At 50.8% G+C, this 22,678-nt stretch carries 25 protein-coding genes and 2 pseudogenes; 5 read left to right on the top strand and 22 right to left on the bottom strand.

Translation table 11 applies throughout. From position 1 onward, the window contains the following. Positions 1 to 95: 95 nt before the first annotated feature. The 21 genes and pseudogenes from VN23_RS18785 to VN23_RS18690 form a co-directional block, all read right to left on the bottom strand. Positions 96 to 572 (bottom strand): annotated as a pseudogene (locus tag VN23_RS18785) (IS3 family transposase); the annotation flags it as partial. 80 nt (positions 573 to 652) lie between these two features. Beyond that, the gene (ltrA, locus tag VN23_RS18780; RefSeq protein WP_062654939.1) at positions 653 to 2,170 is read right to left on the bottom strand and encodes a group II intron reverse transcriptase/maturase; all 1,518 of its coding nucleotides are present in this window, start codon (positions 2,168 to 2,170) and stop codon (positions 653 to 655) included. A 512-nt stretch (positions 2,171 to 2,682) separates the two neighbouring features. Next, entirely contained in the window at positions 2,683 to 2,811 is a 129-nt protein-coding gene (locus VN23_RS22320; protein WP_257722034.1) for a hypothetical protein, read from the bottom strand. 38 nt (positions 2,812 to 2,849) lie between these two features. Further along, positions 2,850 to 3,272: pseudogene (locus tag VN23_RS18775) on the bottom strand (IS3 family transposase); the annotation flags it as partial. Then, a complete protein-coding gene (locus VN23_RS18770) occupies positions 3,239 to 3,559 on the bottom strand; it encodes an IS3 family transposase (RefSeq protein ID WP_046352203.1) in 321 nt (106 codons plus the stop codon). The pseudogene VN23_RS18775 and the gene VN23_RS18770, both read right to left, overlap by 34 nt. 174 nt (positions 3,560 to 3,733) lie before the next feature. Then, entirely contained in the window at positions 3,734 to 4,102 is a 369-nt protein-coding gene (locus tag VN23_RS18765) for a hypothetical protein (protein WP_046351722.1), read from the bottom strand. A gap of 216 nt (positions 4,103 to 4,318) precedes the next feature. Then, on the bottom strand, positions 4,319 to 4,819 hold the full coding sequence (locus VN23_RS18760) for a hypothetical protein (RefSeq protein WP_052746561.1): 501 nt from the start codon (positions 4,817 to 4,819) through the stop codon (positions 4,319 to 4,321). Between the two features lie 257 nt (positions 4,820 to 5,076). Continuing rightward, entirely contained in the window at positions 5,077 to 6,696 is a 1,620-nt protein-coding gene (locus tag VN23_RS18755; RefSeq protein WP_046351721.1) for an ArnT family glycosyltransferase, read from the bottom strand. After that, positions 6,693 to 7,301 (bottom strand): flavin prenyltransferase UbiX, encoded by a 609-nt coding sequence (locus VN23_RS18750; RefSeq protein ID WP_046351720.1) that lies wholly within the window; start codon positions 7,299 to 7,301, stop codon positions 6,693 to 6,695. Before VN23_RS18750 ends, VN23_RS18755 begins: the two co-directional genes overlap by 4 nt. A gap of 249 nt (positions 7,302 to 7,550) precedes the next feature. After that, positions 7,551 to 8,075, bottom strand: coding sequence for a Gx transporter family protein (locus tag VN23_RS18745; RefSeq protein WP_046351719.1), 525 nt, complete (start codon positions 8,073 to 8,075; stop codon positions 7,551 to 7,553). Further along, positions 8,050 to 8,409 carry a NusG domain II-containing protein gene (locus VN23_RS18740; protein ID WP_052746560.1) on the bottom strand — a complete coding sequence of 120 codons (360 nt, stop codon included), beginning with the start codon at positions 8,407 to 8,409 and terminating at the stop codon, positions 8,050 to 8,052. Before VN23_RS18740 ends, VN23_RS18745 begins: the two co-directional genes overlap by 26 nt. Positions 8,410 to 8,446: 37 nt before the next feature. Beyond that, positions 8,447 to 9,295: an RNase adapter RapZ gene (gene rapZ, locus VN23_RS18735; RefSeq protein ID WP_046351717.1), complete on the bottom strand. Its 849-nt coding sequence runs from the start codon at positions 9,293 to 9,295 to the stop codon at positions 8,447 to 8,449. A gap of 83 nt (positions 9,296 to 9,378) precedes the next feature. Continuing rightward, positions 9,379 to 10,323 (bottom strand): HPr(Ser) kinase/phosphatase, encoded by a 945-nt coding sequence (gene hprK, locus VN23_RS18730; RefSeq protein WP_046351716.1) that lies wholly within the window; start codon positions 10,321 to 10,323, stop codon positions 9,379 to 9,381. Next, entirely contained in the window at positions 10,304 to 10,777 is a 474-nt protein-coding gene (gene ptsN, locus VN23_RS18725; RefSeq protein WP_046351715.1) for a PTS IIA-like nitrogen regulatory protein PtsN, read from the bottom strand. Before ptsN ends, hprK begins: the two co-directional genes overlap by 20 nt. Before the next feature lie 105 nt (positions 10,778 to 10,882). Further along, positions 10,883 to 11,209, bottom strand: a complete 327-nt coding sequence (hpf, locus tag VN23_RS18720) for a ribosome hibernation-promoting factor, HPF/YfiA family (protein WP_046351714.1) — start codon at positions 11,207 to 11,209, stop codon at positions 10,883 to 10,885. Positions 11,210 to 11,233: 24 nt separating this feature from the next. Further along, positions 11,234 to 12,607, bottom strand: a complete 1,374-nt coding sequence (locus VN23_RS18715; protein ID WP_046351713.1) for an RNA polymerase factor sigma-54 — start codon at positions 12,605 to 12,607, stop codon at positions 11,234 to 11,236. Then, on the bottom strand, positions 12,608 to 13,333 hold the full coding sequence (gene lptB, locus VN23_RS18710) for an LPS export ABC transporter ATP-binding protein (RefSeq protein ID WP_046351712.1): 726 nt from the start codon (positions 13,331 to 13,333) through the stop codon (positions 12,608 to 12,610). Next, positions 13,330 to 13,833, bottom strand: a complete 504-nt coding sequence (lptA, locus tag VN23_RS18705) for a lipopolysaccharide transport periplasmic protein LptA (RefSeq protein ID WP_046351711.1) — start codon at positions 13,831 to 13,833, stop codon at positions 13,330 to 13,332. The genes lptB and lptA overlap by 4 nt, the downstream gene beginning before the upstream one ends. Beyond that, positions 13,811 to 14,389 carry an LPS export ABC transporter periplasmic protein LptC gene (gene lptC, locus VN23_RS18700; protein WP_046351710.1) on the bottom strand — a complete coding sequence of 193 codons (579 nt, stop codon included), beginning with the start codon at positions 14,387 to 14,389 and terminating at the stop codon, positions 13,811 to 13,813. The genes lptA and lptC overlap by 23 nt, the downstream gene beginning before the upstream one ends. After that, on the bottom strand, positions 14,389 to 14,904 hold the full coding sequence (locus tag VN23_RS18695) for a KdsC family phosphatase (protein ID WP_046351709.1): 516 nt from the start codon (positions 14,902 to 14,904) through the stop codon (positions 14,389 to 14,391). Before VN23_RS18695 ends, lptC begins: the two co-directional genes overlap by 1 nt. Positions 14,905 to 15,010: 106 nt before the next feature. Next, positions 15,011 to 15,982: a KpsF/GutQ family sugar-phosphate isomerase gene (locus tag VN23_RS18690; protein WP_046351708.1), complete on the bottom strand. Its 972-nt coding sequence runs from the start codon at positions 15,980 to 15,982 to the stop codon at positions 15,011 to 15,013. A 230-nt stretch (positions 15,983 to 16,212) separates the two neighbouring features. Here VN23_RS18690 and VN23_RS18685 point away from each other — a divergent pair, with 230 nt between their 5' ends. Further along, on the top strand, positions 16,213 to 18,183 hold the full coding sequence (locus tag VN23_RS18685; protein WP_046351707.1) for a monovalent cation:proton antiporter family protein: 1,971 nt from the start codon (positions 16,213 to 16,215) through the stop codon (positions 18,181 to 18,183). 168 nt (positions 18,184 to 18,351) lie between these two features. Next, positions 18,352 to 19,536: a M23 family metallopeptidase gene (locus VN23_RS18680; protein WP_046351706.1), complete on the top strand. Its 1,185-nt coding sequence runs from the start codon at positions 18,352 to 18,354 to the stop codon at positions 19,534 to 19,536. Positions 19,537 to 19,590: 54 nt separating this feature from the next. On the opposite strand, the gene VN23_RS18675 is transcribed toward VN23_RS18680, so the two are convergent. Then, positions 19,591 to 20,742 carry a Do family serine endopeptidase gene (locus VN23_RS18675; RefSeq protein ID WP_046351705.1) on the bottom strand — a complete coding sequence of 384 codons (1,152 nt, stop codon included), beginning with the start codon at positions 20,740 to 20,742 and terminating at the stop codon, positions 19,591 to 19,593. Positions 20,743 to 20,769: 27 nt separating this feature from the next. Here VN23_RS18675 and VN23_RS18670 point away from each other — a divergent pair, with 27 nt between their 5' ends. From VN23_RS18670 to petA, 3 genes are all read left to right on the top strand, one after another. Continuing rightward, positions 20,770 to 21,516, top strand: a complete 747-nt coding sequence (locus tag VN23_RS18670; protein ID WP_046351742.1) for a Nif3-like dinuclear metal center hexameric protein — start codon at positions 20,770 to 20,772, stop codon at positions 21,514 to 21,516. Beyond that, positions 21,516 to 21,983: a hypothetical protein gene (locus VN23_RS18665; RefSeq protein ID WP_046351704.1), complete on the top strand. Its 468-nt coding sequence runs from the start codon at positions 21,516 to 21,518 to the stop codon at positions 21,981 to 21,983. Before VN23_RS18670 ends, VN23_RS18665 begins: the two co-directional genes overlap by 1 nt. A gap of 110 nt (positions 21,984 to 22,093) precedes the next feature. Then, on the top strand, positions 22,094 to 22,678 hold the full coding sequence (petA, locus tag VN23_RS18660) for a ubiquinol-cytochrome c reductase iron-sulfur subunit (protein WP_046351703.1): 585 nt from the start codon (positions 22,094 to 22,096) through the stop codon (positions 22,676 to 22,678).

Genomic DNA, 22,678 nt, shown 5'->3' with positions numbered 1-22,678 from the left:
GGAAGCTGGCGATTAAGCCAGGGACCGCGGATCCCTGAAGTAACTAGGTCCAGAGCAAGCTTTGACCTGTCCTGACAACCGTAGACACACCTCACTCAAATCCCGACCGCTTGCCTGCTGAACTTTTGTGCAAACGCGGCCGGGGATAGATTGCCCAAGCGCGTGTGGCGGCGCTGGCGATTGTAAAAAATCTCGATGTATTCCCGAATCGATGCTTCAGCCTCAAGCCGGTTGTCGTAACTGTGATGGTGCACCAGCTCATTCTTCAAACTACCCCAAAAGCTTTCCATCGGCGCATTGTCGTAGCAGTTGCCCCGCCGCGACATCGATGCCTGCAAACCAAACTGCTCAATCAGCCTCCGATAGCCATGAAAACAATACTGGCTACCCCGATCTGAATGCAGGATTAAGCCGGCCTGCGGCCGCTTCCATTTCATGGCTTTCCACAGCGCCTGACCGACCAGTTCCTGCGTCATCCGCGATCCCATGGCATAACCGACGATTTCGCAGGTAAAGACATCCTTGATGCCCGCCAGATACAGCCAGCCCTCGCCCGTCTGGAGTAGAGTAAGAGGCAGAGCGTAGTCGAACTATTTCTCTGCCTCTCCTCTCCGAACCGGACTTGCACCTTTCAATGCATCCGGCTCTCCATTTAAGTGTTGCTCATTGCAAAGGCAACATCGCGATACACTGACTTGATCGTATTGGGCGGTGCGTCACGCAGTATGTAAGGATTTTCTGCTGGTGTTCGCCATGTAAATCGGCCTTTTCGGCTCGTAATGAGTCGCCAGAGTGCCAGCGCACCATACCAGCCTCGGCTATTTCTACCTTCAAGCAACCATGTTTTGGCGATACCAAGTTCTGGCGCTTTAATGTAATCCCGCATCAAAGAGCGGAAGCCACGCCGGTATTTTCGTGCTAGCCAGTAGCCAAATTTCCAGAATATCATCCGATCTACCTTAATAAAGAGTGTCGCCGTAAAATCGGTGTACTGATAGAACGTCGCCCATCCTGCAAGTTGACGATTTAAACTTTCCAACATGTCGATCCGATTCGTACTGTAATTCCCCGATAGTTGTCTCACTAATTTCTCGGCGAATTGTCGGTATTTATCCCAAGGAATCGTGCTCACAATCTGCATCCTGCCTTGCCCGCCACGCTTGCGTAGGATGCGATGCCCTAGAAATACAAAGCCATCGTTCACATGCGTAATGTGGGTTTTCTCTAAATTCAGCGTTAAGTTGAGCTGGTCTTCGAGAAATGAGCGACAGGCTTCACGCACGGTTTCCGCCTGGACCTTCGTTCCTTTGACAATCACTACAAAATCATCCGCATAACGGCAGTAAGATATTGCTGGCTTCCATTGCCGATTTTCCTTAATGGCAATTGGACGCTGATTTTGAATGCCAAAGTTCCAAGACCAGCGATCTTTGCGTACTTTCTTGCTCAGGTAGTGCTCTTCCATCCACAGGTCAAACTCATGCAGCATGATGTTTGACAGTAAGGGAGAAATGACACCGCCTTGCGGTACGCCTTCACTAGCGGCGCGAAATAGCCCCTGATCGACGCTCCCTGCTTTAATAAAACGCCAAAGCAGCATGAGCAAGCGTCGATCTGCAATTCGTTTACGAATTCCCTTCAACAGGAGACGGTGGTGAACGGTATCAAAGTAGCTGGCTAAATCACCTTCAATCACCCAACGGCCCGCCGTGCATTGTTCCGCACCATCTTGCAGTTGTAGTTTTACCGTACGAATTGCGTGATGAACGCTGCGTGCAGGCCTGAATCCATAAGATGCAGGGTGGAAATCACTTTCCCAGATTGGCTCCATAACCATCAGAATGGCACGTTGCACAATCCGATCACGCAAACAAGGGATACCCAAAGGCCTCATCTTGCCATTGGCTTTCGGGATATAAACTCGACGTGCTGCTTGTGGTTTAAATGTCCCCGCAAGCAGTTCACTGCGTATTGTTTCAAGCTCAGTTTGGAGATGGATTTCCATTTGAGCCTTGCCAATACCATCAATGCCAGGTGTTTTGGCTCCGCTCGACACCAGCGTAATTCGTGCCGCCTCTCGGAGCCAAGTTAGATCAGCGATTAATCTCAAGAGGCGATCAAACTTACGTTCTTTGTTCTCCGTTGACCATGTCGCCAGTTTGCTTTGCATTTCACTGATTATCAAAGGTCTTCACCTTATTGTGGTCAGTTAATCGACCCAGCAAACCACTTAAACTGCCTCCCTTCGCCATGCAACTGGTTTTCCCAGTCTCGGCTACTACGGAGGCTCCGCCAACTTGCACATCATCGGGGGCACACTCCCTTGGCATTTGTGCAAGCCTTCCCCAGTTCACATGCTGGACTCAACGCATGGGCGAGGTTGCCTATCGCAGTCTTTATCCTTGCTGTCTGCAAGTCGATTTAGATGTCATGGTCTAGCTATACACTCCCCATAACGCCATGCAGACCAGCTTACATTTCTGGCTACAATCGCGGCATCAGTAGATATTATGTCACTGATGCCAGTCCAAATCCGGCCTATTAAACGGTGTAGGCCGTGGTGACATTTCAACCCTCAGATGCGGTTTAATAGGTTCGTATTCCTCAACCGTCCCACGCTCAGCCTAGAGATTCATCTTGGCGTAACCGCTTCGCCGCAAACCCCGTTTCCCACGGACTTCGTCACCCTGCCAGTGTCAGCAGGTCACCGCCGCTTCGGCTCACTTCTTCTTGTAGCAGAAGAAGGGCATTCCCCAGCGCAACATCAACGACTTGCTGGGATACTGCATTCCAAACATGCTCAAGCAGCATCGCCCCAATCAATGCGGGCTACGCTGGCTGGGCGTACTATAGGTGATGTCACTCACCCATACTTGATTCGGCTCGGTTGGTTTAAATTCCTGATTCAGCAAGTTATCTGCGACCGGCAGAGTGTGGTTCGAGTTCGTCGTGGCCTTGAATTTACGCTTCTGGATGCAACGAATACCTTCTTCACGCCTCAGCCGGGCGATCCGGTCACGACCCACCTTAATTCCTTCTTCTGCCAGTTCATCCTGCAAGCGTTTGGCGCTGTAAGTCCGGCGAGTCTTGTTGTGTGCGGCCCGAATCTCTATCCGTAAGCGCTCATTCTCCAGCGCGCGGCGGCAAGGTGGCCGTTTTTGCCAGGCGTAAAAACCATAGCGAGACACCGCCAAAGTCTGGCACAACAGTTTGACCGGATATTGAGATTGCCATTGCTTCACGAACGCGTACCGGGCAGTGATTCCCTGGCAAAGTACGCCGTCGCTTTTTTTAGGATATCGCGCTCCATCCGGGCTTCGGCCAGTTCTTTGCGCAATTGCCGAACCTCAGCCATCAAGTCAGAGGCATCGGGCATCCCGGTCTGCGCGGAGGTGGTTTTGTCTGCCTTGCGGGCTTGTGTGACCCAATACGCCAGCGTGCTCTGCTTCATATTCAGACGCGCAGCAGTCTCGGCCACCGAAAACCCTTGCTCAAACACCAGCTTGATCGCTTCCGCCCGAAATTCCGGCGTATGGCTTTGCGTTACTCTTTTGCTCATTTCTCACTCCTGTTGGCTCAAAGTTTACCAAACAAGCGTGTCTACGGATTTCAGGCTACCTCACTTAAATCCTACTATGAGTCATGCCCTTAAAGCTAAAGGAAGCAGATTTAACTTTACTCTAACCCCTGTTATTCCAGCTATTTTTTTGACCTAGGTTATTCATTTCTATAACTACTCGCTTATGCCCGCTATAACGATTGCAATGCCAAGTCCAAATGCAGCAACTATCAGTGCACTAAATGAGTGACCAGCTACTAAGAGCGTGACAGCAAACAGCATCGAAAGGCCCGTAAAATAAAATGACGCGACGGCTCGAAATGGAAGCCGAGCAAATCTTTCAATGAGGCTTAATGCAGTAAGGTTTGACGGACTAGAGTCTACAGCCTTAACCCCGAATACCTTCGACGCCAACCACCACACCATGAAATACAGTGCAGTAAAGACAATGAAGTGAGTTTGGTAATCCGCATAGGTTTCGCCAATAAATGAGAGACCTGTAACGAGAGCGACAAGAACAACAAGAAAAATCATTAAATGCATGAAGTCCAGCCCCTACCTTGAAATTTAACAAAATGTTGACACCTAAAAGCCCTGTAGGGCGGGTTAGCCGCAGGTGTAACCCGCGATTCAGGCTTGGCAATAAATAATAAGTGGTTTGTGCAGCAACATAGCTCAGCGCGGATTGAGAAAAACTAACCCACCCTACAGGTCTTTACTCTGACCCCAGTTATTTCTTATGCGTACATGGCACATTTTTCAGTCTTTCGGAATCATTTTTAAAGCTGCCTCACGCTCTTCGTGCAGAGCTAAGGTGAGCACGGAACTATGCCTCGCCATTTGGCTAAGTGCGGGCCCCATACTCTCCTGATTCTTCTTGATCCTCATGCGTGCCGCATACGCAGGCTTGACCCTCTTGTAGATATCAAACCACCAGTCGTTTCCATGCTTCTTAACAATTCTCGCCTTGTTCGCATTAAAACGTTCTTTCCCTTTCGGGCTGTCAATGGATGCGAGAACACTTGCCCAGATCATTCGCCGGTGTAAATCAATTGGCTTCCATTGCCGATTTTTAAGGTCTGCTGCCACAACGGGATGAATTAGTAGCTTCCCCTCGCTAACCATCCGCTTAATCCAAAGCGGCTCCGCTGAGCTGAAGGCTTCCGCTCGCTGATCCCTAGGTAGATCCTTGATGCAAGCTGACCACTCATCAAGATAGTCCTCTACTACGAGTCTGTTAATCGCGGATCGCAAATCCATTGTTGCATTCCTATGCCAAGCAGCACCGAATCTTTCCTGTTCGCATAACAAGATATAAACATCCTAAAACAGCAGAAGAACCACCGTCGTGTGGTGCATCAAAACGCCACGCTCAGTGACAAAAGCTTACTTGAGACGGTAAAATGATGTAATATTGTAAAGCTGCCCCCTATTGAGCGTAGCTTTCCACCTTGCTCGCACAACTCCAGCCAAACAATTCTACCAGCAAAATATCAGCAAAAAGTAAGCAATATGCATTACCTCTTACGCCAAATACTAAATTCCTCTCCCCTATCCGTCGCCCTAGTAATTTTCTTCAGCAGGCTATATTCACCAATATTTGCAGGCATGATGTTGCCTTGGATTAATAGCTGCGGGCAGTCTTTGCCCCGGCCTATTTCAAAGCGCTGCACCCGCATGGTGGTGTAGTAGTGGAAGTTGCCTCTTTCGTGCTCGCCTAAGCCAAAGCTCGCCAGGCACTGGTTTTTGTCCAATTGCGTGGCTAAATCCAGCATCATCGGTTTATAGCTTTTGCTGTAATTTAAGCCGGGTAGCAGCAGGCTGAATACCAGGCCGTAGCTCATTACCAGCACGGCCAGCCAGCGCACCGCGCCTTGGTGTTTAGCCCATTGTGGTGCTCGCCAGGCCAGATTCCACACGATGATGGTGAGTACGAGTGTGGAGAGCACGCCCAGCCAGTTTGGCTTTTCTGCAAAGCCCGGTAAGAAATGCAGCAGACGGGCTTGCAAGGGCAGGCCGAAATAAAGGGCGGCCCATGCCCACCATAGCAATAGCGCACTGACGGCAACTAAGCACAGGGCGACGAGGCCAAAGCGGCGCTCGAAAGCGGCGGGAACGCTGGAGGCTTGTGCGCCCATCCATACGGCAAACGCCACTACGGCAGGCACGGCGTATAGCTCCATCGAGGTTTTAGCCAGCGATAAAATGGTGTAGGTTAGTAAGCAAAGCAGGGCTGCAGGGGCTGCATTTTTAAACGCATCGAGGCGCTGCCTGAAAAACAATACGGGCAGATAGAGAATCAGCGGGAAGGCGTGCCAAGGCAGAATCTTCAGGTAAAAGCCACGCTCGTATTCTGGCCCAAGGTTATTCTCGCCTAAGAATCGCCCCAGATTATTCACCCAAAACCAAGTGTAAAATAACTCGGGCGAGGCCAGCCATAAGCGCCAAGGCCAGATCAGCCACCAAGGTAATGCGGCCAGCAGAGCGATGCTCAGCGTCAGTAAATAAGCTTTTTGCCGGTAGGTGCGATCAACAATCGGCAGCAGCAGAGCCGCCAAACCCAAGCAACCCGGCCCCAACAGGCCCTTAGTTAAAAACGCCATTCCCCAAGCAGTGCCCAGCAGCAGGCCGCTGCCCATTGGCCGCAAGGGAAAGATAGCAAATGCGTATAGGGCGATGGCAAAGCTGGCAAATAGAGCGCTATCGGTCAGGATGTGATGGCCATTGCCGACTAAGCCCAGCGTGCCAGCCAGCAAAATGGCGGTGAGCCATGCGGCTTGCGATGGATTATTCGCCCGGCTGCGGGCAGCAAATTGCCCTGCCGCCAGAGCGGCAAAGATAAAGGTCAGCGCAATATAAAATGCCGCAGCCAGCCTCGCCGCAACGTGCACAGGCAGCCAAGTAAACACATAACGGGAGAAGCCCGCTGCCGTCCAGAAAAACAGCGGCGGTTTTTCCATAAATGGCTCGCCAGACAGCATCGGCACCAGCCAGTTATCCCGCAGCGTATATTCATAAACTAAGCCAAGAATATAGCTTTCGTCGGGCTTCCAGGGGTCGTGCGGGGCGAACGAGGGCCAGAACCACAATGCAAGTAAAGCCAAACAAGCCCACTTCCAATCAATCTTTAAATTCATCCCTTATCCCCCCAGCGCTGCATCAGCTGATGCGGAATTTGGAACTGATCCAATATCCTTGCCACCACAAAATCGACTAAATCGGCGATGGTTTTAGGGTGGTGATAAAAGCCCGGATTAGGCGGCAAGATCACCACTCCCAGCCTTGCTAGCTTCAGCATATTCTCCAGATGCAGCACCGAAAAAGGTGCTTCACGTGGAACAACCACTAATTTTTTGCCTTCCTTAATCATCACATCCGCAGCGCGCTCTAATAAATTATCCGAAGCGCCCACCGCAATCGCCGATAAAGCGCCCATGGTGCAAGGGCAAACAATCATGCCATCGCCAGGGTTAGAGCCGGATGCCATCGGGGCAAACCATTCTTGCTGACCAAAAACTTGCAGCTTTGATTCATCAGTAACGCCGTAACGCTGGCGAAAAAGCACAGCCAGATCAGCCGCGCGCGAAGGCCAGGTTTCATCTAGCTCTTGCTTGGCCACAATTTGCGCCGCCTGGGTATAGAGCACATGCACGGTGCAACCCGCCGCCAGCAAGCATTCCAACGTGCGCAGGCCATAAGGCAGGCCGGATGCGCCGGTAAAAGCCAAAGTTATTGTTTTCATTTAAAACCTATTAAAACGATGCAACACCCAAAGGTCTGTAAACACAGAGAACACGGAGTTTAAAAACAGACCGCAGAGAAAACCAAATCAATTGATAGTTATAACGCTGTGTATTTTTGTAGGGCGGGTGAAACCCGCCAGCCCTATCAACTTAAGCAGAATTCGTAGGTTGGGTTAGCAGTCTGCCTACGAGGTTTACCTCGCCCAGCGATATCTCGCGTAACCCAACCTACGCACTTTTTGAACGTTTCACTCACGAGCCAGCAGCTTTGCTGCAATCACCCCATTTACCACACCAAATACCAAGGCTGCAGCAGCAAACAGGGGCACTAAATGGATGATGCCATTATGCGGAATCAGCCAGAGCCGCGCTAATAAAAGCTGCCCTGCCATATGGGCAAAGGCGGCAACCAGCGAGTGCGATACGGGGCCGAACCAGCGCCTAGGCAAGTGATTCACAGCGGCCAAGGCTAAGAGGCTGCTTAGCCCGCCCATCAAGCTCATAGCAAAACCGGGGGATAAAAAACCGCCCAGCACAATACCACTGCCGATGATTCTGAGCATGGAAATCCACGCAGCATCGCGCCAGCCAAAGCGCCAGAGCGCAATCAGGGTGATGATATTAGCCAGCCCCGGCTTAATACCGGGAATAGGCGAAGGAATGCCCGCCTCCAGCACCGATAAGGCAATCGCCAGCGCGGCATAGCGGGCAATGCGCACATCGTCCAAACTGGGTTTGATACGGATTTCAGTAACTGAGGCTGTCGAATTCATGAGGACGCGAGCCTAAAAGCTCGATGCTGATTCGGTTAGGCAGGCAAATCGCCATTTGGCCAGCCTGATCCAGCCAGCCCATGCGCACACAATATTGGCGCGGGCTGGGGTCACGGCTAATACGTACCCGGCCCGATTTTACTTCTACAGAGGTAAACCCAAGGGGGCCAGCCACTTGCACCGTGCGCTCTGCGTTTAAATCCAGCACGGCAAAGACTTTGCCCGCCTGATAAATACGCACCCGCGTGGCACTCTCCTGCTGCCAGCTCCAAAAGCCCAGATACACCACAAAAGCCAGCGCCAGTAAGGAAAACGGCCAGTCTCCTGGCCACATTACCCTAAGCATCTCCCGATTTCGAGAGGGGCGTATTTCAGGCATGCTGCTCACGGTGCCTAAGCAATACCTGCCGATGCTCAGCAAAGTATGCCGCTAATTGCTCCGCTAAATAAACCGAGCGATGCTGGCCGCCGGTGCAGCCAATCGCTACCGTAATATAGCTGCGATTATCGGCTTCAAACTCTGGCAACCAAGCTTCCATAAATGTTTTGATATGGCTTTGAAAACGCCCAACCACCGCTTGCCGCTCTAAGAAATCAATCACGGGCTGATCTTTACCCGTTAAAGGGCGTAAAGATTTATCGTAATAGGGGTTGGGCAGGCAGCGGGCATCAAACACAAAATCGGCATCCATTGGCAAACCATGCTTAAAGCCAAAAGATTCAAAAATCACCGTGAGTCTGGAGCGGTCCAGCGCCACAAACTGCCGAATCCAGCTGCGTAGCTGATTAGCCGATAAATCACTGGTATCAATACGATGGGCAACTGCGGAGAAATCAGCCAGCATTTCACGCTCTAAGCTAATAGCCTCGGTCACCGTTAATGTGCCACTAGAGAGCGGATGGCTGCGCCTTGTTTCAGAAAAGCGCTTCACCAGAGTGTCGTTATTCGCTTCCAGAAACAGCATTTGCACATCAAGCCCCAGCTCAAACAGGGCTTCAAGATGATTGGGGAAGCTGGCAAAATTATGAGCGCTGCGCACATCAACCGAAATGGCAATTTTGGGATAGCCATCTTCATCCAGTAATGCCGCGGTTTGTGGTAGCAAAGGCGCAGGCAAATTATCGATGCAAAAATAGCCAAGATCTTCTAAAGACTTAAGTGCAACGCTTTTACCCGCCCCTGATAAACCAGACAATAAAATAACCTGCTGCTGTTTCACTCCCCATCCCCATTATTTTGTATATTTTTGTGTAGCTTATATTTTGATTCTTGCATAAACACCCTGCATATTGGGTTAGCGACTTATTCGCCCATCTCCATAAATTTTTGGTGTCTTTCAATAAATTCACGCGTGGAATCAATACCGCGTAATTGCAAAATATAATTTCTAACCGCAGCCTCAACCAAAACCGCTAAATTTCGACCGGCCGCCACAGGAATCACCAGCTTGCGAATCGGCACGCCAAGGATATCTTGTGTGGCCGCCTGCATTTGCAATCGATCCATCGGGGCGACTTTCTCGCCACCCGCCTTGGCCAGATGCATAATCAGCTTGAGTGTTTTACGCGGCCTGACGGCAGTTTCACCGAAAATAGTACGGATATTCAATACGCCAATTCCGCGCACTTCGAGGAAATCACGCAACATCGGCGGGCAGCGCCCTTCCAGCGTTTCCGGATTAGTGCGATAGACCTCAACCACATCGTCTGCCACAAGGCCGTGGCCACGTGAAATCAGCTCCAACGCCAGCTCGCTCTTACCCATCGACGATTCGCCAGTCAGCAAAACGCCCACTTCCAGCACATCCAAAAACACCCCGTGCAGATGCGTAGAAACCGCCAATGCCTTCGAGAGGTAATAGCGTAGTACATCCATCAAATAGGGGGATTGCTCGGGGGAGGTGAGCAGCGGCACATGAAAACGCTCAGAGGCTTCGCGCAGGCAGTCGCCCACAATCTGGCCATTGGCCACAATCACAGCAGCCATTTCATTAGAGAACAGCCGCGCGAGGGATTCTCTTTGCGCCTCGGGGCTAAGCTGCAGCAGATAAACCGTTTCTGCCACCCCAAGCACCTGAATGCGGTTGGGGTGGATAAAATTCAGGTGGCCGACTAAAGAGAGTGTTGGCTTTTGCTCAGATGCATCATTAGATAGCAGATTATTCGCACCCGATTGCCCTGCTACCCACGTCAGTCGCAGCTTCTCGGCGTTATCGATAAAAAGCTGTCTAACTGAAATCTGTGGCATAAGGCTCCCAAGTACTGATTAGCTTCCAGATTTGGCCGGGTTCGGTGGCCGCCAGCAGGCTCTCGCGCAATACTTTATCTGAGAAAAGCTGAGCCAGTTCGGACAAAATTTGCAGATGTAAATCGGTAGCGTGAGCAGGCACCAGCAACACAAATACCAAGGAAACCGGTTTGCCATCAGGCGCGTCATAAGGGATAGGCTCATTAAGCCGTACAAATGCGCCTGTAGCTTCTTTCAAACCTTTAATCCGGCCATGCGGGATGGCAACACCTTGCCCAAGCCCTGTGGAACCAAGCTTTTCCCGGGCAAACAGGCTATCAAAAATAACACTGCGGGCAATACCGTGGCTATTCTCAAACAGAATGCCGACTTGTTCAAAAATACGTTTTTTGCTGCCGACTTCCATATCAAGGAAGACATTTCCGCTAGGCAAAATTTGGGCGATCAAGCTCATTGTAGACAGACCAAAACAGGGACGACACCCATTGTAGCGCCGTCGTTTAAAAACAAAAACGGGAACCTGAGTATTCCGGTTCCCGCTAAGGTGAGAAAAGTCGCTTTATTCAGCGGCAGGCTGGTGCTGCTTAATGGATTCGTTACGATGATCCATCGATTTTTCTTTGTGCTTCACAACTTGTCGGTCTAGCTTATCGGCCAGCAAGTCAATGGCTGCATACATATTTTCATCCGTCGCTTCGACGTGGATATCGCGGCCGCGAACGTGAACGGTTGCTTCAACCTGATGTTGCAGTTTCTCCACGGATAGGATGACATTAACGTCAATTACATTGTCAAAGTGTCGAATGACCCGCTCCATCTTACTGTTTACATACTCACGGATAGATGGGGTCACTTCAAGATGATGGCCACTGATATTCAAATTCATAGGGTTACTCCTTCCGTTGGGGCCTTACAAACTTTTGCGCTGACTTACTGGGTAAATCTGCAACGCTTCACGGTATTTGGCAACGGTGCGCCGGGCTACCACAATACCTTGAGCGGATAATGCTTCTGCCAATACGCTATCACTTAAAGGTTTTTTCTTATCTTCTTGCTGCACCATCTGCTTGATCAATGCTTTGATCGCTGTAGCAGAACACTCTCCTCCGGCATCCGTATCAACATGGCTACCGAAGAAAAACTTAAATTCATATAGGCCACGCGGCGTAAGCATATATTTTTGCGTGGTTACCCTAGAAATAGTCGACTCATGTAAATCTAGCTCTTCGGCGATATCTCTGAGCACTAGCGGGCGCATCGCCACTTCACCGTGTTCAAAAAATGCGCGCTGCCGTTCTACAATCGCTGTGGCTACTCGCAAAATGGTATCAAATCGCTGCTGCACACTTTTTACTAACCAACGTGCTTCTTGTAACTCTCGCGCTAAATGGCCGCCATCGCCTTTTTGTAAGATATCTGCATAAAGGCGATTCACGCGCAATTTAGGCATCGAAGCATCGTGTAATCTAACCCGCCAAACACCGCGTACTTTTTGTACAACGACATCAGGGCTTACATATCTAGGCGATGCTACAGACCATTGTGCGCTTGGCCTAGGGTTTAAACTTACAATCAATTCTTGCGCTGCTTTTAACTCAGCATCCTCGCATTTAAAAGCCCGTTTAAGCCTAGTGTAGTCCCGGCCAGCTAATAAATCGAGTGAATTTTCGGCAATCTGCAAGGCTAAATCACGGGCGGCGCTCACTGGCTTCTGGCGCAATTGTAAGCATAAACAATCAGCGGTATCTCTTGCTCCAATTCCCAAAGGCTCTAAATGCTGTAAGCGAATTAAAGCAATTCTTAAGTCATCAAGTTCGAGTTCATAATCTTGGATAAGTTCCTCTGGCAGCTGAGAAAAGACATCTTCTAAGGATTGAGAAAGAAACCCATCTTCATCCAATGCCTCAATCAGCATCAATAACAAGGACTTATCCCGATGCGACAAAGGCAGCAAACCTGCTTGCTGCAGCAAGTATTCGCGTAAATCTAAATCGCGGGCGATATTGCTGGCCGGATCAAAATCATCGTCATCATCCGAGCTCCCGTGGCTTGTGCCTTCCCAGCGTAAACCATCGTCTTCACCCATTTCCCACTGCGGCTCTGCTTGCTCTGCCTCGCCAGCAGCGGCTTCTTCGCCACGCTCCAATAACGGGTTTTCGCTCAGATACTGTTCAAGCTCTTGTTGAAACTCAAGAGTGGAAAGCTGCAGCAGCTTGATAGCCTGCTGCAACTGAGGAGTAAGATTAAGTTGCTGGGATAACCGCAGCTGCAGGGTTTGTTTCATTTACATGCGGAAATGTTCACCGAGATAGACCCGACGCACACTTTCATTTTCTACAATATCTTTCGGAGCACCAGACGCCATCACCGCACCTTCGGAGATGATGTAGGCACGATCGCAAATACCAAGGGTTTCACGCACATTATGATCAGTGATCAAGACACCGATTCCACGTTGCTTTAAAAAACCAATAATACGTTGAATATCCATCACAGCAATCGGGTCTACCCCTGCAAATGGCTCATCCAGCAAGATAAAACGCGGGCTGGCGGCCAAGGCACGGGCAATTTCTACCCGGCGACGCTCGCCCCCTGATAAGCCCATTGCACCTGCATCACGCAAATGATCAATGTGCAAATCGTGCAGCAGCTCATCAAGCCGGGCGTTTATTTCATCGCGATTTTTACAATGCAATTCAAGCACTGCAGTGATATTTTGTGCCACTGTCATTTTACGAAAGATAGACGCTTCTTGTGGCAAGTAGCCTAAACCTCGCCGCGCCCGCTGATGAATGGGTAAATGGCCGATATCCTCGCCATCCAGCGTAATACGCCCGCCATTCATCGCGACCAGACCCACAAGCATATAAAAACTGGTGGTTTTACCCGCGCCATTAGGGCCAAGCAAACCTACCACTTCTCCACTTGAAATTTCCATAGTGACATCACGCACCACGGTTCTTTTTCCGTAACGTTTTTCTAGCTGCTCCGCTCGTAAAGAACTACTCATGGTGCAGGTGCCTTTTTCGGTGTAATCACGATATTGACGCGCCCGCCGCTCTCTGGTTTGCTCTGCGCTTGATAGGCTTCATTGTTTAAATCGTAAGTAATCAAATCGCTATGAATTTGATCTTCCCCACGTTTCACCCATGCCTTATCAATCAACTTAAGAATGCCGGTGCGCCCGTCATAATCAAAACGCTGCGCTTCGGCATCCACCCAATCATTACCGCCATCCATTTTCTGCCGAAAGCGAACCGGCCCGCCATTGCCAGCAACAAATTGATTGCCCGCCTCATCCTGACGTACCGTCAGCTTATCAGCCCGAATGCTGAGTGTGCCTTGGGTCAGCACCACATCTTTGCTACAAACGCTAGCCTGCGTTTTTTGATTCATTACACAATTTGCAGCAACAATATTGATCTGTTTTTCCCGGTCTGCTTTTTCTGCATATACAGAGCCTGCCAGCAGCATGAGTAAAACAACTTTAACGGGTGCGAATCGGCTCATAGCTCATCCTGACTTTAGATTTAAGTTCTAGCGTTTCAGCCTTGGAATCAGCAATAAAACCGACTGATTCAATAACATACGTGCCCATCACTGCGATTGCCGGCGCTTCTGAGCTGGCAAGTCCTTCCTGCGGTAAAACGCGCATATCACGCCCATTAATCGTTAACTCTGCTTGCGTAGCACTGGCCGATCTAACCATTTTAACCATGCCGGGAAACCAGACTTCACTCCCCTGTTTTATTGATTTAGCACGCTCGCCAGTGACTTCTAAACGAGGCTGATCAGGGGCGGTATAGCGTAAATGTGGTTTTTCCAGCCAGGTGATATCGCCAGCGGGCAAATGAGAAACATGGGTGGCGGTTAGCAAAGACAAGGGGCGTCCATCTTCACCAAAACGCACTGCAGTGGCTTTATCTACTAGCATATCGGGCTGATTTGCATTAATTGCAACCGCAGAGCCAGGTAAACTTGCCGCTCTATCGAGCAGCCAAGTCAGGCTACCCAACAAAACAACAAGGGCCAGCGGTAGCAGGCGAGTAGTCCCCGGCACTGCCATCAGGCGAGGTAAGGCGCCATAGCGGCATCAAACGTACCTTGTGCTTGCATCAGGTATTCGCATACTTCGCGCACGGCTCCCCGCCCACCCGAGCTGCCCGTAATATAGTGAGCATGTTTACGCACTAACTCCGGAGAATCAGGCACCGCTACCGCAAAAGCGACTCTGCGCATCACCGGAAGATCAATCACATCGTCGCCCATAAAACCACAGACATCCTGGCCAACTCCAGCGGCTAGCAGTAAATCTTCATAGCTTGCCCGCTTATCGTGAGCGCCCTGATAAAGAAAATCCACCCCCAGATCTTTGGCACGTTTCTCAACTAGCAAAGAAGTACGGCCGGTAATAATGGCTAATTTCACACCGCTGGCGCGTAACATTTTTAGCCCGTGACCATCCAGCGAGTTAAAAGCTTTTAGCTCTTCACCCGCATCGCTGTAATACAAGCTGCCATCGGTCATCACACCATCAACGTCAAAAATCATTAAGCGCACCGCTTTTGCCATATCAGTCATTATTATTTTCCTATTTGTCATTTAGCTGCTTTTGGCACTTTTTAAAACGGGAATAACAGCCTGCTGCAATCCCACACAAGCCTGCTCCGCGCTATATATGTGCATTTTAAACCACTCGTGCTCGCAGCAGGTCGTGCATATTAATCGCCCCGACCAGCACACCCGCATCCAGCACCAATAAACCATTCACACGGCGTGCATCCATTTGCTGAACAGCCTCCGCGGCTAATTTACCCGCCTCAATCGTGGCAGGAGCTAAGGTCATTACGCTGGAGACCGAAGTATCACGTACATCGACGCCCTGATCCAGTGCGCGGCGCAAATCGCCATCGGTAAAGATGCCCATCAATTTACCTGCAGCATCCACCACCGCGGTCATACCCATGCCTTTCTTGCTGATTTCCAGCAGCGCATCGCGCAATAACACATCGTGCTGCACTACAGGCAAAGCATCACCGGTATGCATTAAATCGCGCACGAGCACCAATAAACGCCGACCTAAGCTGCCGCCCGGATGCGATAAGGCAAAGTCTTCAGCCTGAAAGCCGCGCGCTTCCAGCAGGGCCACAGCCAGTGCATCGCCCAAGGCAAGTGCCGCCGTAGTACTTGCGGTAGGCGCCAGATTCAGCGGGCAGGCTTCTTGCACCACACCCGAATCAAGATGCACGGTCGATTGTTTACTTAAAGTAGATTCAGCATTGCCCGTCATGGCAATCAAAGGAAGGCCTAAGCGTTTTAGGCTTGGCAGCAGGGCAATCACTTCATCGCTTTCACCCGAATTAGACAAAGCCAGCACCACATCACTGCGGGTGATCATTCCTAAATCACCGTGTGCCGCTTCGGAAGGGTGAACAAAAAAAGCAGGAGTGCCAGTACTGGCCATGGTGGCTGCTATTTTTTTAGCAATATGCCCCGACTTGCCAATCCCGATCACGATCACCCGCCCCTGGCAGGAAAGAATCAGCTCGCACGCTTTAACAAACTGATCATTCATTCGCTCGGCCAGCGCGAAAACAGCATCAGCCTCAACCCGTAGCACGCGACGAGCGCACTCGAGGATAAATTCAGCATTTTTCATATGCGCGAAAGTATAAGAGAAGCAGGCCCTCTCCCGCCACCTGCGTCTGCTGGCAATATGCCAATCAGGATCAATCTTCTTGCAAATACTACCTTCAACGGCTTGCTGCCAGCAGCCTGCCGAACTAAAAACGGATCGACTGCGAGGGTAAAAGGTAGTACCTGAAATGAAAAAAACGCTAGGATGTAACCCTCCACTTTTAATTCACAAGAGAAAAACGAACTCAGCCTATGTCCATTCAACTATCTTCGCTCTTGCTCTTGCTTGCCGCAGCCGTTTTAACGGTGGTGCTTTGCCGTCGCCTAAAGCTGCCAGCCATGCTTGGCTACCTAGTTGTTGGCTTATTAATTGGCCCCCATGCCCTTGGCTTTATTGCCAGCAGCGATGAGGCCACTCATCTGGCCGAGTTTGGTGTCGTTTTTTTGATGTTTACATTGGGACTGGAATTTAATCTTGCCCGGCTCAATGCCATGCGCCGCATCGTATTTGGCTTGGGTGCAATGCAAGTCATGAGCATGCTGGCTGTCGTCATGGTGATTTGCCTGCTGGCCGGCTTAGACTGGAAAGTAGGCTTGGCCCTAGGTGGAGCGCTCTCGATGTCATCCACCGCGATGGCGTCTAAATTACTGGCTGATCGCAATGAGCTGCATTCTGCACAGGGACAAAACGCCATCGGCATTTTGCTATTTCAAGACTTAGCCGTTGTCCCTTTCCTGATTATGATTCCCGTACTCAGCTTTCCGGGCAATGAATTGCTAATGGCACTGGGTTTTGCCGCACTAAAGATTATTGTGGTGTTGCTGGTTTTGCTCTACTTCGGGCAAAAGCTGATGCGGCCTTGGTTCAATATCGTAGCCAGACAGCATTCCAGTGAGCTTTTTATGCTCAACTTGCTTTTGGTTACTTTAGGAATCGCCTGGATCACCGAGCTTGCGGGCTTATCACTGGCTCTGGGCGCTTTTCTGGCGGGTATGCTGATTGCCGAAACAGATTTTCGCTATCAGGTTGAAGACGATGTGCGCCCATTCCGGGATCTGCTGCTTGGGCTATTTTTTGTAACCGTTGGCATGAATCTGGATTACTCCGTGCTACTTACTCAATGGTGGCGGGTCCTACTGGTATTAGCACTGCTTGGTCCCGGCAAGATTTTAATGATTGCTGGGCTCTCCAGACTATTTGGCAGCACACCCGGAGCCGCCTGGCGCACCGGCTTTACCATAGGACAAGGGGGCGAATTCGCTTTTGTCATGCTGGCGCTCGCCTCTAAGAGCGCACTCTTACCCGAAAGCATTTTACAAACCACCATCGCCGGCATTGTTTTATCGATGCTGATCACCCCGTTTTTAATTCAGCATTCCGATAAATTAGTATTGCGCCTCGCCCGCTCAGAATGGATGAATCTGGCCGCTAATTTGCATCAGGTGGCCGTGCGCAGCATGCAAAGCCAAGGCCACGTAATCCTCTGTGGCTATGGCCGCAGTGGCCAATCTCTGGCCCGGATATTAAGCCAGGAAGGAATAGGTTTTTTTGCGCTGGATTTAGACCCGGATATGGTGCGCGAAGCCGCGGCCGCTGGCGATTCCGTCGTTTATGGCAATGCAGCCAAGCGAGAAGTACTGATCGCCGCAGGCTTAATGCGGGCTAGCGCCATTGTGGTGACTTACGCCGAAACCCATTCCGCCATGCAGATTTTAGAAATCGTACACTCCATCCGCCCGGAGCTGCCGGTGATTATTCGCACTCAGGACGATAGCGATATCGATAAGCTCAAAAACGCAGGCGCCACCGAAGTAGTGGCAGAAATCATGGAAGGCAGCCTGATGCTGGCCTCCCATACGCTGATGCTGCTGGGCGTGCCATTAAATAAAGTCGTCCACCGCGTGCGTGAAGTTCGTGAAGCCCGCTACCAGCTGCTACGCGGCTTTTATCGCGGTGTAAGCGAAGACGCCGACGATAGCGACCGGCCCCAGCCGCGTTTACACACCATCTACTTAGCCAACGATGCCGCTGCCGTTGGTAAGCACCTTGGCGAGCTCAAACTAGAAAGCCTTCATATCGAAGTACGCAGCGTACGCCGCCGCAATATGCCCCCCACCCAGCCAGATGCCAGCTTTGAATTACAAGCAGGCGATATTCTGGTGATTCTAGGAGAAAGCGATAATCTGGCGGCGGCAGAGATGCTTATTTTGCAGGGAAGTTAAAAAAACATTTTGCGCTTTAAAACGCGGCATTAAAGCTGTAAAAACATTGACTTACAGCGCATACAAGCTGACCATACACTGTCGTAGTTCTGTTTCACAAAGATAGAATTGCGAAGCCAGATAGCGGACTAACACACCGCCGCTTGCATCCTTATCAAGGAGGTCTGTATGCGTAGTCATTGCCTTACCCAACTTGCCTTACTATCCGCCACTCTCTTGAGTCTGCCCTCTGCGGCAGAAATCAGCCCCGAGCTACAGAAAACTGCCAGCCAGGCTATGCTCTTGCAACTGCAACCCACCGTACAGCAGGGCGTTCTGGTCGAAATCCAAAAAATACATCCTGATAAACTCTGGATTTTGGGCAGTGCCACCCTCATCCTGCCCTCGCACCTTGACGATGTACCCGAAACACGGCTCTTTATGGCGCAATACATAGCCAACCACTGGCGGGTAGCGATCGAGGGTAGCGAGCAATATGGGCAACTGCTGGAACAAGCACCTGATGCGCTCTTTGCCCCCAATGAAAGAAAGCTGCTTCTGCAATCCCAGAGCGTGAATCAGCGCCAGAAACGCAGTGCTCCGCTGGCGGAAGTGCAGACAGGGCTTGGCCTGCCTTGGGCAGAAGGCACAGCATGGCGGCTAACCGGCGGGCCGCATGGCGATGATCAGACCAGCCGTCCTTTTAATTCTCTGGATTTTGCAGGCGGCAATGGCAGAGTGGAGGCTCCACGTGACGGGCTGATTTATCAAAGCTGCTTACGTAATGGAAGCGGGCTGATTACCCTTGTCCACGATAATGGCTTTACCAGCAGTTATTACCATATGGAAAACCTGACCAATCTGAGCAATGGTGCGGCGGTCAGCAAAGGCACTTATCTGGGGAAAATCGGCATGGGCCTGCCTTGCGGCGGCTCCACCACAGGGCCACACGTCCACTTCGCCCTTAAGCAAGGCAGTAATAAAACACCGGTCGATGGCAAAATGATCGGAGGCTGGTCATTCCGCGAAGGCAATGCGCCTTATCAAGGCTATGCCTCACGCAATGGCCAGCGGGTCAATGTGGGTGGTGAATTAATCAACTTTGGCGGCGGCAGCTCCCTGCCTTCCGGCAAAGTAACGCCGGGCAATAATGAGAGCACAGTTAATCTGCGCCAGTCTCCATCACTCAGCTCAGCCATTGTTGGCTCCTTGCAAAGAGGCGAAATCGCCACCATTGCCTGCACCGCTCAAGGCGATTGGGTAGATGGCGTATGGGGGCGCACTCAGCTTTGGAACCGTTTAAGCGCAGGCAGCTGGATCAGCGATGGCTTTATTGATACAGGCAGTAACCAAGCCGTAGCACCGCCTTGCTAAATCACAAAAAAAATCCACGCAGATGCGTGGATTTTTTTGGCAGGTGCGCCGTAACTATCGCCGGTTAAATTTAGGCCGCTTACCTAATTTAACGGGTAACAGCACCGGTTTTCCCCTGCGAAACACCTGCATTTCTACTTCTTCATCAGGCTTAAAGGCTGCAATCAGATTAAGCATCGCTGATGCATTCTGCACCTCTGCACCGCCAATTTTAAGCAATACATCCCCTGGCTTCAGGCCTGCCCTATCCGCAGGGCCACCACGAACAACACCGGCAATCAAAGCCCCTCCAGCCTCTTTCAAATTAAAAGATGCTGCCAATTCTGGTGTTACTTCCTGCATTTCTACGCCTAACCAACCGCGCGTTACACTGCCGTCTTTAATCAGCGCATCCATAATTTGGCGAATAGTCGAAGCAGGAATAGCAAAACCAATCCCTAAAGAGCCCCCCGTTTTGGAGTAAATGGCGGTATTAATACCGATTAAATTACCCTTAGTATCAATTAAAGCGCCGCCAGAATTACCCGGATTAATAGGCGCATCGGTTTGAATAAAGTTTTCAAATGTATTGATGCCTAATTCAGAGCGCCCCAAGGCGGAGACAATACCCATCGTTACGGTTTGCCCCACCCCGAATGGATTACCAATGGCCAGCACTACGTCGCCGATTTCTGCCTTGCTGGTGTCAGCAAAAGTAATCGCGGGTAAGTGATCCAGCTCAATTTTAATCACGGCCAGATCGGTATCCGGGTCAGCCCCGATCAATTTGGCAGACGCCGTACGCCCATCTGACAAAGCCACTTCTATCTCATCCGCCGACTCCACCACATGATTATTCGTGATGATGTAGCCCTGATTAGAAACAATCACCCCCGAGCCTAAGCTTGAAGCGCGCTGCTCTTCCCCACCTAAGCGATCCCCGAGGAAACGCCGGAAACGGGGATCTTTAAACAAAGGCGGCAGCTGCGTTTTCACTTCCTTGGCGGTGTAGATATTTACTACCGATGGCATAGCACGCTTCGCAGCAGGGCTATATGACGACACCACAGGAGCCGAAGCCGCTTCTGTATGGCTTTGCTGCACCATCACCACAGGAGCAGGAGGCGCGGGAGGATGAACCAAATCAGGACGAAGTAAGGCCACTAAGAACCAGACAGCAAGACCTGCGGTGGTAGTTTGTGCGAAAATTAACCAAAGTTTTTTCATGTTTTCCAAGGCGCTGTTGATATGCCCATAGCACGACAAGATCTAGAAAATTATATCGGACAACTGCTGCTCGTAGACACTTGGCGTGACTACTGCCCAAATGGCCTGCAAATTGAAGGCCGAAAAAACGTACAGCGTATTGTAACTGGCGTCACTGCCTCACAGGCATTGATTGATGCTGCAATTGACTTAAATGCCGATGCCTTACTAGTGCACCACGGCTTTTTCTGGAAAGGTGAAAACGCCTGTATTACACGCAACAAAAAGACCCGCATCGCCAAGCTATTAGCCAATGACCTTAATTTACTGGCCTACCACCTGCCGCTTGATGCTCACCCAACCCTAGGCAATAACGCACAACTTGGCAAAAAATTAGGCCTTATTGGCTCTGGTCGCTTTGGAGATCAGCAACTCGGCTGGCTTGGCGAGCTTGAAACTCCGCTGACTTTGGCAGAATTTACACTGCAAATTGATGCGCAATTACAACGCCTCCCCCTTGTCATTGGCCCTGCTGAGCAAATTATCAAGAGGGTGGCTTGGTGCACGGGTGGCGCGCAAAGTTTCTTCCATGAAGCCGCTCATTTAAACATCGATTGCTTTATCACCGGTGAAGCATCCGAATTTGTAACCCACTTAGCCCGTGAAAGCGGAGTGAGCTATATCGCCGCAGGCCATCATGCTACCGAGCGCTATGGCATTGAAGCATTGGGGCAACACTTAGCCAGCCAATATGGGCTAGAACATATTCATCTTGACCTAGAGAATCCCGTCTAATGAAACGTTTTTTAATCTCCCTAGCCACCTTAGCCCTGCTCTCTGCATGCGCCAGCTCCCCGGCCCCCCAAACACCGAGCACGTCGCCCTTTCCCGACGCAAGCAAACCAATCCCAGCAAATACGCCAGATGCCAGCTTAGCTTTACCCAGTATTGTGATCAAAGAGCGACAAGCTCGCGCTATTTTTGATGACATCGTGCAATACCGAAAACAAAAAGGCATGCAGCTCAAGCGCAGAACAGCTCAGCGTCTAGAATTCAGCATGCAAATTCCGAATGTCACGCAGGCAACCGAAGCTAGAATGAGCTATCAGATTGCACAAGTTGACGGCGGTTTGCAGCTTTCTGCCCGCGTTTGGCAAATTACTGCGCCCGGTACTTCACGTGAAAGTGTCAGCGAAATTACATCGGCTGTCGCCGATAAAATCGCTGAAGAATTGCAGACTTACGCTCGTTCTAAGCCCTAAGCCTAGGCACGGGCAAGAAAGATTATCGAAGACATGCGCGCAAAGCTTTAAGTTCCCCTGTCGTTTCAGGTAGAATTTGGTGGTTTTAGCCGTCAATCAGGGATTGGGTTATGAGTGACCAGCAAGTAGATAACAGCAAACGGCGATTCCTGCTGATCGCCACGGGTGTAGCCGGAGCGGTAGCAGGGGCGGGTGTAGCCACGCCTTTTATCGCCAGTTTTTTTCCTTCCGAGCGAGCCAAGGCCGCGGGTGCCCCCGTAGAATTGGATATCAGTAAGCTTGAACTGGGCCAGCAAGTGACCACCGAATGGCGGGGTAAGCCGGTTTGGGTTGTAAAACGCACGCCTGAAATGCTGGCTAACTTACCAAAGCTCGACGGTAAGCTAACCGATCCAAAATCATTAGGCAGCGATCAACCAGAATATTGCAACAACGCAGTACGTTCAATTAAGCCTGAAATTTGGATTGCACTAGGCGTCTGTACGCACTTGGGCTGTTCGCCAACCTTCCGTCCGGATCTGGCTCCTGCCGATTTAGGCCCAGAATGGTTAGGGGGCTTTTACTGCCCATGCCATGGCTCCAAATTCGACCTCGCTGGCCGCGTATATTCTGGCGTTCCAGCTCCGAAAAACCTCGACATCCCACCGCACAAGTACCTTACCGAAGCGCGGTTGTTGATTGGCGACGATAAATAG

This window comes from Janthinobacterium sp. B9-8, assembly GCF_000969645.2.
Classification (GTDB): Bacteria; Pseudomonadota; Gammaproteobacteria; order Burkholderiales; family Chitinibacteraceae; genus Iodobacter.
Note: the sequence above shows the minus strand (reverse complement) of the source record. Positions and strands in the feature narration are given on the sequence as shown.